19 protein-coding genes and 1 riboswitch are annotated in these 16,679 nt (G+C 70.4%); of the genes, 10 read left to right on the top strand and 9 right to left on the bottom strand.

Annotated features, from left to right (window positions below; genetic code table 11):
• The first annotated feature begins 101 nt into the window (after positions 1-101).
• From ACZ7DE_RS16835 to otsB, 3 genes are read left to right on the top strand one after another with little or no spacing between them, the layout of a single operon-like run.
• Complete coding sequence (locus ACZ7DE_RS16835) at positions 102-1,391, top strand: ABC transporter substrate-binding protein (protein ID WP_470761780.1); 1,290 nt, start codon at positions 102-104, stop codon at positions 1,389-1,391.
• A gap of 34 nt (positions 1,392-1,425) precedes the next feature.
• Complete coding sequence (locus ACZ7DE_RS16830; protein ID WP_470761779.1) at positions 1,426-1,671, top strand: DUF3263 domain-containing protein; 246 nt, start codon at positions 1,426-1,428, stop codon at positions 1,669-1,671.
• 29 nt (positions 1,672-1,700) lie between these two features.
• Entirely contained in the window at positions 1,701-2,579 is an 879-nt protein-coding gene (gene otsB, locus ACZ7DE_RS16825; protein WP_470761777.1) for a trehalose-phosphatase, read from the top strand.
• Here otsB and ACZ7DE_RS16820 read toward each other — a convergent pair.
• Both ACZ7DE_RS16820 and ACZ7DE_RS16815 read right to left on the bottom strand, forming a co-directional pair.
• A complete protein-coding gene (locus tag ACZ7DE_RS16820; RefSeq protein ID WP_470761775.1) occupies positions 2,567-3,982 on the bottom strand; it encodes an alpha,alpha-trehalose-phosphate synthase (UDP-forming) in 1,416 nt (471 codons plus the stop codon). The two genes, otsB and ACZ7DE_RS16820, sit on opposite strands and share 13 nt — an antisense overlap.
• A gap of 129 nt (positions 3,983-4,111) precedes the next feature.
• Positions 4,112-5,056, bottom strand: a complete 945-nt coding sequence (locus ACZ7DE_RS16815; RefSeq protein ID WP_470761773.1) for a glucosyl-3-phosphoglycerate synthase — start codon at positions 5,054-5,056, stop codon at positions 4,112-4,114.
• 166 nt (positions 5,057-5,222) lie between these two features.
• Positions 5,223-5,388, top strand: a riboswitch (SAM riboswitch).
• 18 nt (positions 5,389-5,406) lie between these two features.
• Here ACZ7DE_RS16815 and thrC point away from each other — a divergent pair.
• The 4 genes from thrC to groL all read left to right on the top strand — a co-directional run bounded on the left by thrC (position 5,407) and on the right by groL (position 9,595).
• Entirely contained in the window at positions 5,407-6,708 is a 1,302-nt protein-coding gene (gene thrC, locus ACZ7DE_RS16810; RefSeq protein WP_470761772.1) for a threonine synthase, read from the top strand.
• Complete coding sequence (locus ACZ7DE_RS16805) at positions 6,705-6,980, top strand: MoaD/ThiS family protein (RefSeq protein WP_470761771.1); 276 nt, start codon at positions 6,705-6,707, stop codon at positions 6,978-6,980. The genes thrC and ACZ7DE_RS16805 overlap by 4 nt, the downstream gene beginning before the upstream one ends.
• A 451-nt stretch (positions 6,981-7,431) precedes the next feature.
• Entirely contained in the window at positions 7,432-7,638 is a 207-nt protein-coding gene (locus ACZ7DE_RS16800; RefSeq protein ID WP_007493268.1) for a cold-shock protein, read from the top strand.
• A 334-nt stretch (positions 7,639-7,972) separates the two neighbouring features.
• Positions 7,973-9,595, top strand: a complete 1,623-nt coding sequence (gene groL / locus ACZ7DE_RS16795) for a chaperonin GroEL (RefSeq protein WP_079661499.1) — start codon at positions 7,973-7,975, stop codon at positions 9,593-9,595.
• A 135-nt stretch (positions 9,596-9,730) separates the two neighbouring features.
• Here the strand turns inward: groL and ACZ7DE_RS16790 are convergent, their stop codons facing one another.
• The 4 genes from ACZ7DE_RS16790 to ACZ7DE_RS16775 form a co-directional block, all read right to left on the bottom strand.
• Complete coding sequence (locus ACZ7DE_RS16790; protein WP_470761769.1) at positions 9,731-10,039, bottom strand: type II toxin-antitoxin system Phd/YefM family antitoxin; 309 nt, start codon at positions 10,037-10,039, stop codon at positions 9,731-9,733.
• 22 nt (positions 10,040-10,061) lie between these two features.
• Positions 10,062-10,913, bottom strand: coding sequence for a hypothetical protein (locus tag ACZ7DE_RS16785; RefSeq protein ID WP_470761767.1), 852 nt, complete (start codon positions 10,911-10,913; stop codon positions 10,062-10,064).
• A gap of 278 nt (positions 10,914-11,191) precedes the next feature.
• The gene (locus ACZ7DE_RS16780; RefSeq protein WP_470761766.1) at positions 11,192-11,383 is read right to left on the bottom strand and encodes a DUF397 domain-containing protein; all 192 of its coding nucleotides are present in this window, start codon (positions 11,381-11,383) and stop codon (positions 11,192-11,194) included.
• Entirely contained in the window at positions 11,364-12,206 is an 843-nt protein-coding gene (locus ACZ7DE_RS16775; protein ID WP_470761765.1) for a helix-turn-helix domain-containing protein, read from the bottom strand. The genes ACZ7DE_RS16780 and ACZ7DE_RS16775 overlap by 20 nt, the downstream gene beginning before the upstream one ends.
• A gap of 112 nt (positions 12,207-12,318) precedes the next feature.
• Here ACZ7DE_RS16775 and ACZ7DE_RS16770 point away from each other — a divergent pair, with 112 nt between their 5' ends.
• Complete coding sequence (locus ACZ7DE_RS16770) at positions 12,319-12,546, top strand: hypothetical protein (RefSeq protein ID WP_470761764.1); 228 nt, start codon at positions 12,319-12,321, stop codon at positions 12,544-12,546.
• Positions 12,543-12,767: a hypothetical protein gene (locus ACZ7DE_RS16765; protein WP_470761763.1), complete on the top strand. Its 225-nt coding sequence runs from the start codon at positions 12,543-12,545 to the stop codon at positions 12,765-12,767. Before ACZ7DE_RS16770 ends, ACZ7DE_RS16765 begins: the two co-directional genes overlap by 4 nt.
• Positions 12,768-12,783: 16 nt before the next feature.
• Here the strand turns inward: ACZ7DE_RS16765 and ACZ7DE_RS16760 are convergent, their stop codons facing one another.
• Positions 12,784-13,692, bottom strand: coding sequence for a glycerophosphodiester phosphodiesterase (locus tag ACZ7DE_RS16760; RefSeq protein WP_470761762.1), 909 nt, complete (start codon positions 13,690-13,692; stop codon positions 12,784-12,786).
• Positions 13,693-13,967: 275 nt separating this feature from the next.
• Here ACZ7DE_RS16760 and ACZ7DE_RS16755 point away from each other — a divergent pair, with 275 nt between their 5' ends.
• A complete protein-coding gene (locus tag ACZ7DE_RS16755; RefSeq protein WP_470761761.1) occupies positions 13,968-15,143 on the top strand; it encodes an NADH:flavin oxidoreductase in 1,176 nt (391 codons plus the stop codon).
• A gap of 563 nt (positions 15,144-15,706) precedes the next feature.
• Here the strand turns inward: ACZ7DE_RS16755 and ACZ7DE_RS16750 are convergent.
• Both ACZ7DE_RS16750 and ACZ7DE_RS16745 read right to left on the bottom strand, forming a co-directional pair.
• Positions 15,707-16,276 carry a hypothetical protein gene (locus ACZ7DE_RS16750; RefSeq protein WP_470761760.1) on the bottom strand — a complete coding sequence of 190 codons (570 nt, stop codon included), beginning with the start codon at positions 16,274-16,276 and terminating at the stop codon, positions 15,707-15,709.
• A gap of 66 nt (positions 16,277-16,342) precedes the next feature.
• Entirely contained in the window at positions 16,343-16,675 is a 333-nt protein-coding gene (locus ACZ7DE_RS16745) for a hypothetical protein (RefSeq protein ID WP_470761759.1), read from the bottom strand.
• Positions 16,676-16,679: the final 4 nt, after the last annotated feature.

Raw genomic sequence — 16,679 nt, 5'->3', positions numbered from 1 at the left:
GCCGCCTCGCTGGCCCGAAAGAGGTCTAGTCCACATGGGTGGTGTAGACCTTAATCCGAATAACGGTCCATTGGTATGAGCAATCAGTTGGGAGCAGTGCGGTGCAGCGGCGGGCACGGAAGTCAGGAACCATCGCGGGAACCATCGCGGGGGTGTCGGCCCTCGGGATGTCGGCGGTCCTCGCCGGCTGCGGACTGACCGCAGGCTCCGACGACGTCACCCTGAGACTCGTCGCCGCCGACTACGGCGACAGCAGCGCCAACAGCTCGAAGAAGTACTGGGACAAGCTCGTCGAGGCGTACGAGAAGGACCACCCGGGCGTCACCGTCGACGTGACCGTGTACTCCTGGAACGACGTCGACGCCAAGGTCAAGGCGCTGGTCGACGCGGGCGACGCCCCCGACATGGCGCAGATCGGCGCGTACTCCGACTACGCGGCCGCCGACCAGCTCTACAAGGTCGGCGACGTGGTCTCCATCCCCGTCGAGGCCGACTTCGTGCCCCGGCTCGCCGACGCGGGCAAGGTGCGCGGCGTGCAGTACGGCATGCCGTTCGCCTCCTCCACCAGGCTGCTGTTCTACAACAAGACCCTGTTCGAGAAGGCCGGCCTCACCCCGCCGACCACCTGGGCCGAACTCGCCAAGGACGCGAAGGCGCTCAAGGCCGACGGCGTGAAGTACCCGTACGCGCTGCCCCTCGGCCCCGAGGAGGCGCAGGCCGAGACCCTGCAGTGGCTGCTCAGCGGCGGGGGCGGCTACACCCAGACCGTCAGCAGCTACAGCCTCGACTCCGTCCAGAACGTCGACACCTTCACCTGGCTGAAGGACGAGCTGGTCGGCAAGGGCCTCACGGGGCCCACCGCGCCCGGCAAGCTGAACCGGGCCGCCGCCTTCGCCGCGTTCGCCGCCGGCGACGTGGGCATGCTCAACGGGCACCCCTCGCTGATGAAGACGGCCGAGAGCAAGGGCGTGAAGTTCGGCATGGTGCCGATGCCCGGCCTCGACGGCCCCAGCAAGACCTCCCTGGGCGTCGCCGACTGGATGACGGCCTTCAAGCAGAACGGTCACGGCGAGCAGATCGGCGACTTCCTCGACTTCGTCTACAGCGAGGAGAACGTGCTCGACTTCTCCCGCGAGTACGACCTGCTGCCGGTCACCAACTCCGCCTCCCTGGTGATGGGCGCGGCCGAGCAGGACGCCGACCTCCAGCCGTTCCTGCAGGAGCTCCCGCTCTCCGAGAGCTACCCCGTCGGACGGACCTCCTGGGCGAACGTCAGCGCGGAGATCAAGAAGCGCATCGGCCGGGCCGTGGCCGCGAACGGCAGCCCGGCCGACGTGCTGGGCGACCTGGAGACCAAGGCCGTGGCACTGGAGAGCGCCTCCGGCGAATGAGCCGGATGTCGGTGGCGGGCGCTACCGTGCGGGCATGGAGCGGCGAGCGGAAGCGGACGGGCTGGGGGCGCGGGAGCGGGGCGTCCTCGCCCTGGAGCGACGCGGGTTCCCCGGACCCGGCGCGAAGGAACGGGCGATACGCGAGGAACTGGACCTGTCGCCGGTCCGCTACTACCAGCTCCTCAACGCCCTGCTCGACGACCCCCGGGCGCTGGCCCACGACCCGGTCACGGTGAACAGGCTGCGCAGAGTGCGTGAGGCACGGCGGGCGGAGCGGTAGCCGGACCGCCCGTTGGCTATGGTCGCCGTATGGGCACCCAAGAGACGCACCACGAGACGCACTCCACGGCACCCGGACCCCTCCCCGTCCCCGTCACGGCGGCGGGCCGCGCCGCACTCGACGCGATCCTCGGGCGGCCGTCGACCGCCCTCGTCGCCCTCGACTTCGACGGCACCCTCGCCCCGATCGTCGAGAACCCCGAGGACGCCCGGGCGCACCCCGACGCCGTCCCCGCGCTCGCGGCCCTCGCGCCGAAGGTCGCCGCGGTGGCCGTCGTCACCGGGCGGCCCGCCGAGGTCGCCGTGCGCCACGGCGGGTTCGCAGGGGTCGACGGACTGGCGCACCTCGCCGTCCTCGGCCACTACGGCGCCGAACGCTGGGACGCCCGCACCGGCGCCCTCAGCGCCCCCGCCCCGCACCCGGGGGTGGCCGCCGTCCGCGCCGAGCTCCCGCAGGTCCTGGCGGCGGCCGGGAACCGGCCGGGGGTGTGGATCGAGGAGAAGGGCGGCCGGGCGGTCGCCGTCCACACCCGCCGCGCCGACGACCCCCAGGCCGCCTTCGACGCCCTGCGCGCCCCCCTCACCGACCTCGCGACCCGGCACGGCCTGATCGTGGAACCCGGCCGCATGGTCCTGGAACTGCGCCCACCGGGCATGGACAAGGGCGTGGCCCTGCTCGAGCACGTCCGCGAGACCGGCGCCGGGTCCGTCCTCTACGCCGGCGACGACCTCGGCGACCTCCCGGCCTTCGCCGCCGTGGAGAAGCTGCGCGCCGACGGCGTCCCCGGCCTGCTGGTGTGCAGCGGCAGCACGGAGGTCGGCGAGCTGGCGGAGCGCGCCGACCTCGTCGTGGACGGACCGGCCGGGGTCGTGGAGCTGTTGCGCAAGCTCGCCGCTCAGCTGGGCTGAGGCTCGCGCAGGGCGTTCAGCTGGTCGAGGAACCACTGGGCCGGGGGCAGCGCGGTCGCCGCGGCGGACAGCCGCTTGGTGCGTTCGGTCCGCTCCTCCGGCTTCATGACCAGCCCCTCGTGCAGGGCGCGCGCGGTCTCCAGGACGTCGTACGGGTTGACGACGATCGCATCGTCGCGCAGCTCCCAGTACGCCCCGGCCTCCCGGGACAGCACCAGCGCGCAGCCCTCGTCGGAGACGACCGGGACCTCCTTGGCGACCAGGTTCATGCCGTCGCGGATCGGGTTGACCAGAGCCACGTCGGCCAGCCGGTAGGCGGCCAGGGAGCGGGCGAAGTCGTCCTTGAGGTTCAGCAGGACCGGGGTCCAGCCGGGCGTGCCGTAGGCGGAGTTGATCTCCTCCGTCACACGCTGGACCTCCGTCATGTAGTCCCGGTAGACGGCCAGGTCCTGGCGGGAGGGGTAGGCGAAGGCCACGTGGACCACCCGTTCGCGCCACTCCGGGTGGTCGTCGAGCAGCTGCCGGTAGGCCAGCAGGCCGCGCACGATGTTCTTGGACAGTTCGGTGCGGTCGACGCGGACGATCGTCCTGCGGCCCTCGCCGATCTCCTCGCGCAGGGCCGTCATCCGCTCGTCGACGTCCGGCCGGTGCGAGCGCTCCCGCAGGAACTCCGCGTCGGCGCCCAAGCCGTGCACGCCCACCCGCGTCCTGCCCAGGCCGCCGACGAACTCGCTGCAGCAGGCGGTGAACGCGTCCGCCCAGCGGCGGGTGAGGAAGCCCAGGCGGTCCGCGCCGAGCATGCCCGTCAGCAGCTGTTCGCGGATGTCGTCGGGCAGCAGGCCGAAGTAGTCCACCGGCGCCCACGGCGTGTGCGAGAAGTGGCCGATGCGCAGGTCGGGGCGGAGCGCCCGGAGCATCCCGGGGACCAGGCACAGGTGGTAGTCCTGGACGAGGACGGCGGCGCCGTCCGCCGCCTCCTGCGCCAGCGCCTGGGCGAAGGCCCGGTTGTACTCCTCGTACGCCGCCCACTGACGGCGGAACTCCGCGTCGAAGGCCGGTTCCAGCGGGGTCTGGTACAGCAGGTGGTGGACGAACCAGAGCACCGAGTTGGCGATGCCGTTGTAGGCGTCGGCGTGCACGTCGGCCGGGATGGGCAGCATGCGCACGCCCTCCTCGCCGACCCCGCGCGAGACCGCCTCGCGGTCGCCGTCGGAGAGCGCCGAGCACACCCAGAGGGCGCCCGATTCGGGGCCGATGGCGGACAGACCGGAGACCAGCCCGCCGCCGCCGCGTTTCGCGTGCAGCGAGCCGTCCTCGCGCAGCTCGTAGGAGACCGGGCCGCGGTTGGACGCGACCAGTACCTGAGCAGTGCCCCGAGCGACCGTTTCGTGCGTGGTAGCCATACGCCTCAACCTAGCCCGGCCTCGAAACGCCCAAACGTTCGCACGGGGACGCCCCCGCGCCATTTTCCGGGATCGCCGACCCACGACGTAGGCCCGGACCGCCTCGCCGGCCCGGGCCCGTCGCGGGCTTCAGGCCACCTTGCGGGTCGCGTACTCCGTGATCTCCGTCATCGGCGGGCGTTCCTCGGTGTCCACGGAGTAGGTACGCGGCTCGAAGCCGTCCGGGCTGCGCTCGAACTGGGTGAGGGCCGGACGGATCATGTGCCCGCGGGCCAGCCGGAGCTGAGCGGTGCGGTAGATCGCCGCCGCCATCCGGCCCAGGGCCTGGCCGTCCTGGTGGCGGTGCTTGCGCACCCCGACGTCGACCTGGGCGAGCGCGTCGAGGCCCACCAGGTGCAGGGCGTCGACCAGCATGCCGAGCTCCACGCCGTAGCCGACGGGGAAGGGCAGCTGTTCCAGCAGGCTGCGGCGGGCCGCGTACTCGCCGCCGAGCGGCTGCACGAATCCGGCCAGCTGCGGCCAGTGCATGTTGAGCAGGGGGCGGGCCATCAGCTCGGTGACCCGTCCGCCCTGTCCGGCCGCACCGCCCAGCGGACGGTCGTACATGCCCTTGACCAGGTCCACGTCCGGGTCGGTGAGCAGCGGTCCGACGATCCCCGAGACGAAGTCGGAGGAGAACTCCTTCAGGTCGGCGTCGATGAAACAGACGATGTCCCCGCTGGTGACCAGCAGGGAGCGCCACAGGACCTCGCCCTTGCCCGGCACGGCGGGTATGCGCGGCAGGATGTCGTCCCGGTGGACGACCCGCGCGCCCGCCGCGGCGGCGACCTCGGACGTGCGGTCGGTCGATCCCGAGTCGACGACGACGATCTCGTCGACGAGCGGGACCTGGTGCATGAGGTCGTGACGGATGACGGCGACGATCTCGCCGACCGTCTCCTCCTCGTTGAGGGCGGGCAGGACGACGGACACCGTCTGGTTCGTGGCGCGTTTCGCGGCCAGGATCCGGTGCAGCGGGCGATCGGTCACCGACCAGGAGCGGGTGGCCAGCCAGCGCTCGACTTCTTCCAGCACAGTCCGCGGCTCCTCACTGTCGTGATCACACCGGGTGCACGGCAGGTGACCGTGTGATCCATCTCGCGGTTCGGACGACTCTCTCAACTGTCCTGGCCTTCGGTTACAGTCTTGAACAACGCGGATGACCATCGCATGTCCGAGGTCGCCGTCGACAACTTCATACCGCTCATCCAGAGGGGCAGAGGGATACGGCCCGATGAAGCCCCGGCAACCCTCCAGCCGGTCTCGTAGCGATCACTGATCCACCAGATGATCGTTCCGCGAGGCTCCCGGCTCGGGAAGGTGCCAAATCCGTCTCACGGCGAAATGCGTCGTGAGGAAGATGAGGAGAAAGGGCCTCGCCTCACATGGCTGCGCAGACTGTTGCAAGCACCACCGACTCTACGCCGACCTCTTCCGTGGACCTCGGTCCCGCCGCGGCGCTGAGCTGCCGGGAGTGCGGTCACCGCGTCCCCCTCGGCCCGGTCTTCGCCTGCGAGGAGTGTTTCGGCCCGCTCGAGATCGCGTACGACTTCTCCTCCTACGAGACGGAGGAGCTCCGCAAGCGCATCGAGGCGGGACCCGCGAACATCTGGCGCTACGCGCCGCTGCTGCCCGTCCCGGCCGACGTGGCGGACAAGCCGAACATCAACCCGGGCTGGACCAAGCTCGTCCAGGCCGACAACCTCGCCCGTGAGCTGGGCGTCGACGCCGGAAAGCTGTTCGTCAAGGACGACTCCGGCAACCCGACGCACTCCTTCAAGGACCGGGTCGTCGCCCAGGCCATCGAGGCCGCCCGCGCCTTCGGCTTCACGACCCTCTCCTGCTCCTCCACGGGCAACCTGGCCGGCGCCGTCGGCGCCGCCGCCGCCCGCGCCGGCTTCCGCTCCTGCGTGTTCATCCCGCACGACCTGGAGCAGGGCAAGGTCGTCATGGCCGCCGTGTACGGCGGTGAGCTCGTCGGCATCGAGGGCAACTACGACGACGTCAACCGCTTCTGCTCCGAGCTCATCGGCGACCCGGCGGGCGAGGGCTGGGGCTTCGTCAACGTCAACCTGCGGCCGTACTACGCGGAGGGTTCCAAGACCCTGGCGTACGAGATCTGCGAGCAGCTCGGCTGGCGGATCCCCGACCAGCTGGTCGTGCCGATCGCCTCCGGCTCGCAGCTCACGAAGATCGACAAGGGTCTGCAGGAGCTGATCAAGCTCGGGCTCGTCGAGGACCGGCCGTACAAGATCTTCGGTGCGCAGGCGGAGGGGTGCTCCCCGGTGTCCGTCGCCTACAAGGCCGGGCACGACGTCGTGCGCCCCCAGAAGCCGGACACCATCGCCAAGTCGCTGGCCATCGGCAACCCGGCGGACGGCCCGTACGTCCTCGACATCGCCCGTCGCACCGGCGGTGCGGTGGAGGACGTCACCGACGAGCAGATCGTCGACGCGATCAAGCTGCTGGCGCGGACCGAGGGCATCTTCGCGGAGACCGCCGGCGGGGTGACGGTGGGTGTGACGCGCAAGCTGATCGGGAACGGGCTGCTGGACCCGACGAAGACCACCGTCGTCCTGAACACGGGCGACGGCCTGAAGACCCTGGACGCGGTGGCCGGCACCGGCCTGACCGCGACCATCCGCCCGAACCTGGACTCCTTCCGAGAGGCTGGCCTCGCGTCATGAGCGTCAACGTCCGCATCCCCACCATCCTGCGCACCTACACCGGCGGTCAGGCGGAGGTCACCGCCGAGGGGGCGACTCTCGGCGAGGTCATCTCCGACCTGGAGAAGAACCACACCGGCATCGCCGCCCGCGTCCTGGACGACCAGGGCAAGCTGCGCCGGTTCGTCAACGTGTACGTGAACGACGACGACGTCCGCTTCGAGCAGGGCCTTCAGACGGCGACCCCGGACGGCGCCGGAGTCTCCATCATCCCGGCCGTCGCCGGTGGCTGACCGCTGGTCAGTACCCGCCGGTAGTAACCGTCGGTAACAGCGATTACCGAGAGTTCATCGAATTGCCCTCTCCGCGATAGAAGCGGAGGGGGCAATTCAGTGTGGTTGAGCGCGGTACAGTTGGGGAACCCGATCCGGATCACCGGATCAGGAGCCTTTTATTTCCACCTCAGCCCGATGAGAAGCAGCCAAAGTGCGCGCTCCTTCTGTGGCTTTTGCGGCTTTTGCAGGGCCCGACTTGCCCTGAATTCAGGCGAATTCTCGCCACATTCCGGATCCCCTGCGTCCAGAATTCTCGTCCGACTGACCTGTTGCAGACGGCAGTTGGACAGATACATTCAGCCGCGGTCGACGCGTTCCGGCGCACGCCCCCAACCAACTGGGGGGTGAGGTCTGACCCGGATCCGCGAAGTGTGGATCTGTGCAAGGGCCAGTAATAGGGGAGTTAGGCATGGCTCAGGGCACCGTCAAGTGGTTCAACGCGGAGAAGGGGTACGGCTTCATCGCGGTCGACGGTGGTGCGGATGTTTTCGTCCACTACAGCGCGATTCAGATGGACGGCTACCGCACCCTGGAAGAGGGTCAGCGGGTCGATTTCGAGATCTCGCAGGGCCAGAAGGGGCCGCAGGCGGACATGGTCCGTCTCGCGACCGGCTGAAGCACGCGCCGACTGACAGCGTCGTTCTTCTGTACATCTGTCGAAGGGCTCGCACCTCCTGGGGGGTGCGAGCCCTTCGGTCTGTCCGGGGGCGTCCGGGAGGCGTCCCGAGGGGTGTCCGGAAGGGCACCGGTCCGGCGGAGGCGCTTGCACTCTCATGGGTCGAGTGCTAATCATTGCGTTAGCACTCTGAAGGTGAGAGTGACAACGAAGGACCGGGTCGGTGAGGCCCGCAGGCCAGGTGGGGCAAGGAACCACGAGGCCGGCGAGCCGTCCGTCGCGGGCGCCAGCGCGGTCCGGAGCAATCCACCCCAGTCCGGGAGGACCACTTCACATGGCCAAGATCATCGCGTTCGACGAGGAGGCACGGCGCGGCCTCGAGCGCGGCATGAACCAGCTCGCGGACGCCGTCAAGGTGACGCTCGGCCCCAAGGGCCGCAACGTCGTCCTCGAGAAGAAGTGGGGCGCCCCCACGATCACCAACGATGGCGTGTCCATCGCCAAGGAGATCGAGCTCGAGGACCCGTACGAGAAGATCGGCGCCGAGCTGGTCAAGGAAGTCGCGAAGAAGACGGACGACGTAGCCGGTGACGGCACGACGACCGCGACCGTCCTGGCCCAGGCCCTGGTCAAGGAAGGCCTTCGCAACGTCGCCGCCGGCGCCAACCCGATGGCCCTCAAGCGCGGCATCGAGAAGGCCGTCGAGGCCGTCTCCGGCGCCCTGCTCGAGCAGGCGAAGGATGTCGAGACCAAGGAGCAGATCGCTTCCACGGCCTCCATCTCCGCCGCCGACACCCAGATCGGCGAGCTCATCGCCGAGGCCATGGACAAGGTCGGCAAGGAAGGCGTCATCACCGTCGAGGAGTCCCAGACCTTCGGTCTGGAGCTGGAGCTCACCGAGGGTATGCGCTTCGACAAGGGCTACATCTCGGCGTACTTCGCCACCGACATGGAGCGTATGGAGGCCGTCCTCGACGACCCGTACATCCTGATCGCGAACTCCAAGATCGCGAACGTCAAGGACCTGCTCCCGCTCCTCGAGAAGGTCATGCAGTCGGGCAAGCCGCTGCTGATCATCGCCGAGGACGTCGAGGGCGAGGCCCTGTCGACCCTGGTCGTCAACAAGATCCGCGGCACCTTCAAGTCCGTCGCGGTCAAGGCCCCGGGCTTCGGCGACCGCCGCAAGGCGATGCTGAACGACATCGCCATCCTCACCGGCGGCGAGGTCATCTCCGAGGAGGTCGGTCTCAAGCTCGAGAACACCTCCCTGGACCTCCTGGGCAAGGCCCGCAAGGTCGTCATCACCAAGGACGAGACCACCATCGTCGACGGTTCCGGCTCCTCGGACCAGGTCGCGGGCCGTGTGAACCAGATCCGCGCCGAGATCGAGAACAGCGACTCGGACTACGACCGCGAGAAGCTGCAGGAGCGCCTGGCGAAGCTCGCCGGCGGTGTCGCGGTCATCAAGGCCGGCGCCGCCACCGAGGTGGAGCTCAAGGAGCGCAAGCACCGCATCGAGGACGCCGTCCGCAACGCGAAGGCCGCCGTCGAGGAGGGCATCGTCGCCGGTGGTGGCGTGGCGCTCATCCAGGCGTCCGCCGTCTTCGAGAAGCTGGAGCTCGAGGGTGACGAGGCGACCGGCGCCAACGCCGTGCGCATCGCACTGGAGGCCCCGCTCAAGCAGATCGCCGTCAACGGTGGTCTCGAGGGTGGCGTCGTCGTGGAGAAGGTCCGCAACCTCCAGGTCGGCCACGGCCTGAACGCCGCGACCGGCGAGTACGTCGACATGATCGCCGAAGGCATCATCGACCCGGCGAAGGTGACCCGCTCTGCCCTGCAGAACGCCGCCTCCATCGCCGCGCTGTTCCTCACCACCGAGGCCGTCATCGCCGACAAGCCGGAGAAGGCCGCCGCGCCCGCCGGCGGCGGCATGCCGGGCGGTGACATGGACTTCTGATCGACCTCGCGGTTGATCGCCTGTCCTTCAAGTCCGAGGGCGGCACCCCTGTTCGACGGGGGTGCCGCCCTCGGGCGTTTTTCCGGGGTGTCCCCGGGGCGCCGCCCGAGCGGCGTCAGGTGCTGCGTCCGACCTTCAGGACATGGACGCTGACGGTGTCGCCGTCCGGCCGGTACAGCACGCGCCGGCTGCCGACGCCTCCAGCTGGTCCATGAACGCCTCGTGGGACATCGACGGGCCGGACGGAGCCGCCTCGCGAGCCCGCGCTTCGGCGATGTCCGCTTCGTCCCGCAGCCGCTGAAGTTCTTCCAGTTCGCCTATCGGGATGAGCGCCGCAGGGGGTCTGCCGTACGCAGTGATCAGGATGCGTTCCTGGCCGTGTCGGACACGGCCGACGAGCCGGCCGAGCTGATTGCGGGCTTCCACGAGCGGATACGTGTCCATGGGCAAACACCTGCCGGTGTGTTCAATGGGGCCATTGGGGATTCAGCTCCCTTTCCGGGCGCTGCTGGGACATCGCCGCACGAATTCCGGCCGCGCGAGTGTGAACAGCGACGGCGGGGAGGGAAGCATGCGGATTCACGGGCGCGTGTTCGTCTCGGCAGCCGCGACACACGCCTCCGGGCAGGGCTTCCGGGCGCCCCGGCACCCCGCACTCCGTGCACTCCAGCCGGCGGCGGGGCGGGGTCGGAGACGGTCGCGGCGGCGGGAGCTTGTCCGTCAGCCGGCGGTGCAGCAGGGCCGCCGGGCTGTGGACGGGGGTGGGCAGGCCCGCGGTGAGCGCGGCGAGGAGCGTCTCCTCCGTGGCTCCCCGCGCGAACCACTCCTCCACCAACGGCGCGAGCCGCGCGCAGTCGGCGGAGGAGAGGGACAGGGCGGGGGCCGTGCGGCCGAGGGCGGCGAGGAGGATGTGGGCGCGCGAGCGGGTGTGCCGGGCCGCGCCGGGCGGCTGGTCCGGCGGCCGTTCCGGCTCCGGGACCTCCCCCCGGGTGAAGCTCGCCCACCAGCCGTCGTCACGTGCGGTGCGGGTGAACCACGTTCGGGTGATCCAGCGCAATTCGCCCGAGGCGGTTTTCAGCCGTTCCCGCCCTCGCCTCAAGTGGCCCGCCCGCTGGATGCGGTTGAGGGCGGTGCGCAGCGCGCACTGGCCGTACGGGAGTTGCTTGGCCAGCGACTTCACCGAGATGTCGGCGCCGTCGGGCAGGCGGTCGATGTACGCGGCGATGGCCGCTTCGCGGGGCGGGAGGTGGGTGAAGTCGTTCCTCCGGCGCGGAAGTTGGCCCGCCGCGGCCCGCTTTCCGTAGCCCGGATTGGCCATCGGGTGCGGGGACGCGTGTGGGGGCAGGGGGGCAGTACTAGGCTTGGTCTCAGCCACAGGTCGATGCTCTCGATCGATCGCGTAGGTCAGGCCCCCGTAGGTGTTGGCGCACCGGCGGGGGCTGTTTCGTTGTGCGCACGCTAGAGCGTGGTGACCTTCCGTGGCAAGTCGGTCGCTCCGCGTCAACTCTCCGGGTGGGAGGGCGGGTTGGGACCCTCCACCCGTTCCCTGGAAAGGGCGCTCGGGGCTGGGCGCTTGAGCTTCGGGGCCGGTGCGGATCAGCCGGCCTTGAGGTTCTCCACGAACGCCGACCACGCCTCGGCCCGGAACACGAGCCTCGGGCCGAGGGGCGCCTTGGAGTCACGGACGGGGATGAGGGTGGGGTGACCGGGGGCTACTTCGAGGCAGTCGCCGTTGTCGGCGCCGCTGTAGCTCGACTTGTACCAGGACTCATGGCTGTGTCGCTTCATGTGCGTAATCCTCTGCCACGGATCCCAGCAGGGCCAGGGAATCCTGCGGAGACAGTGCGCTGGCTCTGATCAGGTCGAATGTCAGCTCATGGCGGGCGACGGTTGCCGGGTCGTCCATCAGCCGTCCCACGTCGATGCCCTCGACGTAGGAGAGCGGAGGCGCATCGGGAAAGTACATGAGCTTGATGCCGCTTACCTGAGATCCGATGGCGCCTGCACTGAACGGGAGCACCTGCAAGATGATCCGCCGTCGCTGGGCGAGGTTCGCCACGTGTTGGAGGGCCACCGCCATGACGGCCGTTCCGCCGACAGGCCGACGCAGGGCGGCTTCGTCGAGGACCGCCCACAACAACGGGGTTGTTGGATCGTCGAGGAGGCGGGTTCGTGCCATTCGCATGGCCACCAGTTCGTCGATCCTTACGTCCGGTTCTGTTGGCCAGTAGGCGCGGAACAGGGCCTCCGCGTAGCCCGGCGTTTGCAGAAGCCCGGGAAGCAGGGTGGGCGTGAACTGTCTGATCGACTTGGCGAGCTCCTCCGCTTCCACTGCCTGGGCGAAGTGGTGCGCGTACTTGGAGTTCGTGGAGGCAGTGCAGTTGCGCTCGAAGAAGCCGTTCGCGCCCAGGATTTCGTCGATCTTGACGGCGTACTCCAGGAGCATCCGTCGCGTCCCGGCCTCCAACTGCCCGATGAACGAGCCGCTGACGAAGAGCAGCTCGCCCAAGTTCGCCTGACTCAGGCCCTTCTTCTCGCGCGCGTGCCGTAACTCCGCACCCAGCAGCGCGCGTGGCGACGACGACGGGTCGAGGTCCTTCGGGCCTGACACGGGCAACCCCCTGTCCTACAGACGTGGTTGTTGGGACGCCGGCTCTGGCCAGGTTAGAAGCGGAGCGACCACGCTGTGTGGTGAACGTGAACACTCAGCGTGGAGGATGGGCATGGCGGAGACGACTACGGGTGACCGGCCCGCACGGACGGTCCAGGAGGCCGTCGAGCAGTTGCGGGCCGCTCTCGGCGAGGCGGGCATCGTCCTGCCGTCGCTGCGGATCGACCCGGTCTCGGGCGCGCACGGTGACCCGTACGCCCTGGTGGACCTGGGCCGTTGCAACCTGGGTGTGGCCTCGCGGCTGGCCGCGGCTCTGCGCGCGGCGGGGGGCGACGCGTGAACGGGGAGTACGTCCTGGACGCGAGGAGCGGGCGGATCGGGGAGGTCATGGAACGGCTGGAGGGCCGGGTGGTGCTGCGGCCGGTGGGCGGCGGGCGGGAGTGGGACTGTCCGCCGGAGGACGTGGGGGAGGCGTCGGCGGGCGACGTGCTGAGGGAGCGGGTGCGCCGGTTGAACCACGCCGCCCGCTCCCGGGCGATCGTCGGTCAGGAGACGGTGTAGGAAGGGTCGGCTGTGGTCATCGCCCGAGTGTCTTCCGCATCCTGTCGGGGACGTCGCTGGTGAAGCCGTCCACGTGCAGGTCGCGCAGGCGGCGGGCCTGGGTGGGGGTGTTCACCGTGTACGGCCAGACTTTCAGGGGCTTGCCGTGCGGGCCCTTGAGAGCGTGGGCTCGGCGTACGAAGCCCGCGGTGGTGGCGCGGTGTTCGGGGTTGATGACGTCGACGAATTCGGCGTAGGAGGCCAGTCGGGTGCCCGACGCGCCCTCGTCGCAGATGCCGAGCCTGATGTCGGGGCGCCGGGTGTGGACGTCCCGGAGGGCCGAGGCCAGGAAACTGATCATGTAGAGGCGGCTGTTGACGTGGTGGGGGTCCAGCCAGCCCTTGCGGTCGAGGACCCTCAGGATGTCCTTCGTGATGCCGGGGTGGTCGGCCGGCCACTTCACCTCCAGGACCAGGCCCTGGTGGTTGCGCTCCAGGCGGTCCAGTAGCTGTCCGAGGGTGGGGATGCGGGCGGCCTCGTACCCGGAGCCCTTCCACTGGGGGGAAGCGCCTGCGCGGAGTCTGCTCAGCTCGGCCATGGTGAAGGCGCCGACCTTCCAGGGGGCGCGCTTCGGGAAGACGGTGCGGGCGTCGGTCGTACGGACCAGGTTCTGGTCGTGCATGACGACCAGTACACCGTCCTTGCTGCGCTGCACGTCCACCTCGACCCAGTCGATTCCCGCCCGGTCGGCCCGGTCGACGGCCTCCAGGGTGTTCTCGGGGGCCAGCCCCGCGGCTCCGCGATGACCGATGACGACGGGGGCGGCGGTGTCCGCGTGCGCGACGGGGGCGGCGGTGTCCGCGTGCGCGACGGGGGCGAGGAGGGAGAGGAGGCAGGGGGACAGGGCGAGGACGGCGGACGTCGTGGTGAGCGCGTTGTTGGGCATGGGTGTGGTGCCTTTCAGGGCTTTCGGACCGGTGTCACCACGAGCTTTGGCAGGTCGGCGGGGGTGTGCCCAGCGCTGGTGCTCCATGTGAGGAGCCGCGGGAACTGCTCGGAACGGGCGGCGAAATCTTCATGAAATGTCAGGGAACGGGCGGAGTGCCGCGGGGGGCGGAGTCGCGGCCGGCGGCTCCGGAGTGGGCTGGATCACAGGGAGTTGCCCGGGGTGGTCGGAATGGTGACGACGCCCAGGAGGTTGTCGTACGAAGTGCTTGATGCATGTGCACATACCACTCGGTCCACCTCGCGAGGAGCCCCCAAGTCGTGACTGCCACCCCCGCCCCCGTCCCCTCTCGCGCCGCCGAGATCCTGTCCCGGCCGGTCTCCATCAACGGACTGACCGTCCCGAACCGCATCGCCATGGCGCCCATGACGCGCATGTTCTCGCCGGGCGGCGTCCCGGGCGAGGACGTGGTGTCGTACTACGCGCGGCGCGCCGCCGCCGGTGTCGGCCTGATCGTCACCGAGGGCACGTACGTCGGGCACGAGTCCGCCGGGCAGAGCGACCGGGTTCCCCGGTTCCACGGCGAGGAGCAGCTCGCGGGCTGGGCGAAGGTCGCCGAGGCCGTGCACGCGGGCGGCGGGACGATCGTGCCGCAGCTGTGGCACATCGGGATGGTGCGCAAGCAGGGTGAGCCGCCCTACGCCGACGCTCCCGCCGTGGGCCCCTCGGGGCTGCGCGTCGACGGCACCGAGGGCACCGGCAAGGCCATGACCCAGGGTGACCTGGACGACGTCATCGGCGCGTTCGCCGAGGCCGCGGCCGCTGCCGAGCGCATCGGCTTCGACGGCGTCGAACTCCACGGCGCCCACGGCTATCTGATCGACCAGTTCCTGTGGGCCGGCACCAACCGACGCACCGACGCCTACGGCGGCGACCCGGTGGCCCGTGCCAAGTTCGCGGCGGAGATCGTCGCCGCCGTCCGGGAGACCGTCTCGCCCGAGTTCCCGGTCATCTTCCGCTACTCGCAGTGGAAGCAGGAGGCCTACGACGCCCGTCTCGCCGAGACCCCGGAGGAGCTGGAGGCCATCCTCGCCCCGCTCGCCGCGGCCGGCGTCGACGCCTTCCACGCCTCCACCCGCCGCTACTGGCTCCCGGAGTTCGACGGCTCCGACCTCAACCTCGCGGGCTGGACGAAGAAGCTCACCGGCAAGCCCGCCATCACGGTCGGCTCGGTCGGTCTCGACGGTGACTTCATCAAGGGCTTCATGGGCGAGGGCTCCCCGGTCAAGGGCATCGACGACCTCCTCGACCGCCTCGAGCGCGACGAGTTCGACATGGTGGCCGTCGGCCGGGCGCTGCTCCAGGACCCGGAGTGGGCCGCCAAGATCCTCGGCGGGCGTCTCGACGAGCTGAAGCCCTACGACGCCGCTGCGCTGAAGAGCCTCAGCTGAGCGCCAACTCCCGCGTGTGGTCCGGGAGATGAGGGTCATTCATCTCCCGGACACCCGCAACCCACGCGTCGACGGTCCAGCCCGGCACGGCTGATCCGCCACCGAGGCGGGGCGCCGGCCGGGCGCGGGGTCGGCCGCAATGCCGGCCGCGGGACCGGATGGAGGACCGGCCGCAAAACCCGCCGCGGGACCGGATGGAGGACCGGCCGCAGGGTCGGGTGGAGTACCGGGCGTAGAGCCGGTGGGAGGCCCCGATTTAGCTTGCTTAACTCAATCAATCTGCATTAGCTTGCTTGAGTCAAGCAGTTCATTCTTCCGCGTGCATTCGACGGAGGCCCCGTCATGTCCGATGCCCTCGCCCCGCCCCCCGCGGCCGGGACGTCCGCCCCGCCGAGGCCGAACGCCGTGGTGGCGGTGCTGGCCCTGGCCGGGATCGGTCGTCATGGCCATCGGCGCGGGCGCGGCGCTGGCCGCCTTCCTCCTCGCCCTGTTCATCCCGGGCCGCGGGTCCGAGCCCGGGCCCACGGGCGCGGCGGGGGCGGACGAGGCCGTCCGGTCGAGGCCTAGAGATTGCCGAGGGGCTCGATGTCGACCTTCACCGGCGTGCCCCAGATCCGCAGCACCTCGTAGTCGGTGAACTCGTGCACCAGCCGGTAGGCCATCGCGGGGCGGGAGCCGCGGCGCAGGGCGGCGATGTACAGCTCGGCCTCGCGCCGGTCCCGCCTGGGCGTGCCGCACAGCTGCCACTCCTGGCCCGTCCACAGCTCCGCCAGCCAGCGCTGCTGGGGCTGGGGGCGGTCGGCGCGGGTGCCGTAGCGGGAGGGGGCGGGGGAGGTGTGCGGCGCCTGCGGGGCGGGGCCGTTGAACTCGGCGCGCCGGGCCGCCCGGCGGCGCGTCTCGCACAGCAGGCACAGGTCGTGCGCCGCCTCGTCGACCGGGCCGCCCGGATGCTCGGCGCAGCGGGTGGTGGGCGCGGCTCCGACGACGCTGTCGTCCAGCAGGTCCAGGGCGCGCCGCAGATCGGCCTTCACCTCGTGCAGCCGGGTGTCGGGGGTGTCGGCGGTCAGGGCCTCGCCGTGCTCCCCGAGCAGTCGGAGGGCGCGACCGAGAGCGGTGAGCTGGGCGTGGTTCATGGCACCAAGGGTAGGGCGGGGCGGCAGACGGCCGCTGTCGGCCGGTGCGCGGGCCCCGGGCGGGGGTCAGGAGGCGGTCGGCGGCAGCCGTTCCACCCGCCGTCCGGGCCCGGCCCCGCCCTCCGGGTCGTCGCTCACGACGGCGAAGGCCCCGTCCGGCACCCCGGGCAGACCGGCCGCCCGGGCCGCCGCCGCCAGCAGGGCCGGCTCCTGCGCGCCTGTCACGAAGAAGACGTAGGAGTCCCCGAACTCCACGCCCTCGTCGAAGACCTCCGCCTCGCCCGACTCCTCCAGCTCGGCCAGGAAGTCCTCGACGTCCTCGATCCAGGGGTAGGGGTACGCGCCGTCCGGCAGGTCCGGCGCGGGGGACAGCGGCACGTGGATCTCGACGACGAGCATGGGT

The organism is Streptomyces sp. NPDC037083, from assembly GCF_055606485.1.
The sequence above is the reverse complement of the archived record's forward strand: the minus strand, read 5'-3'. Positions and strand labels throughout refer to the sequence as shown.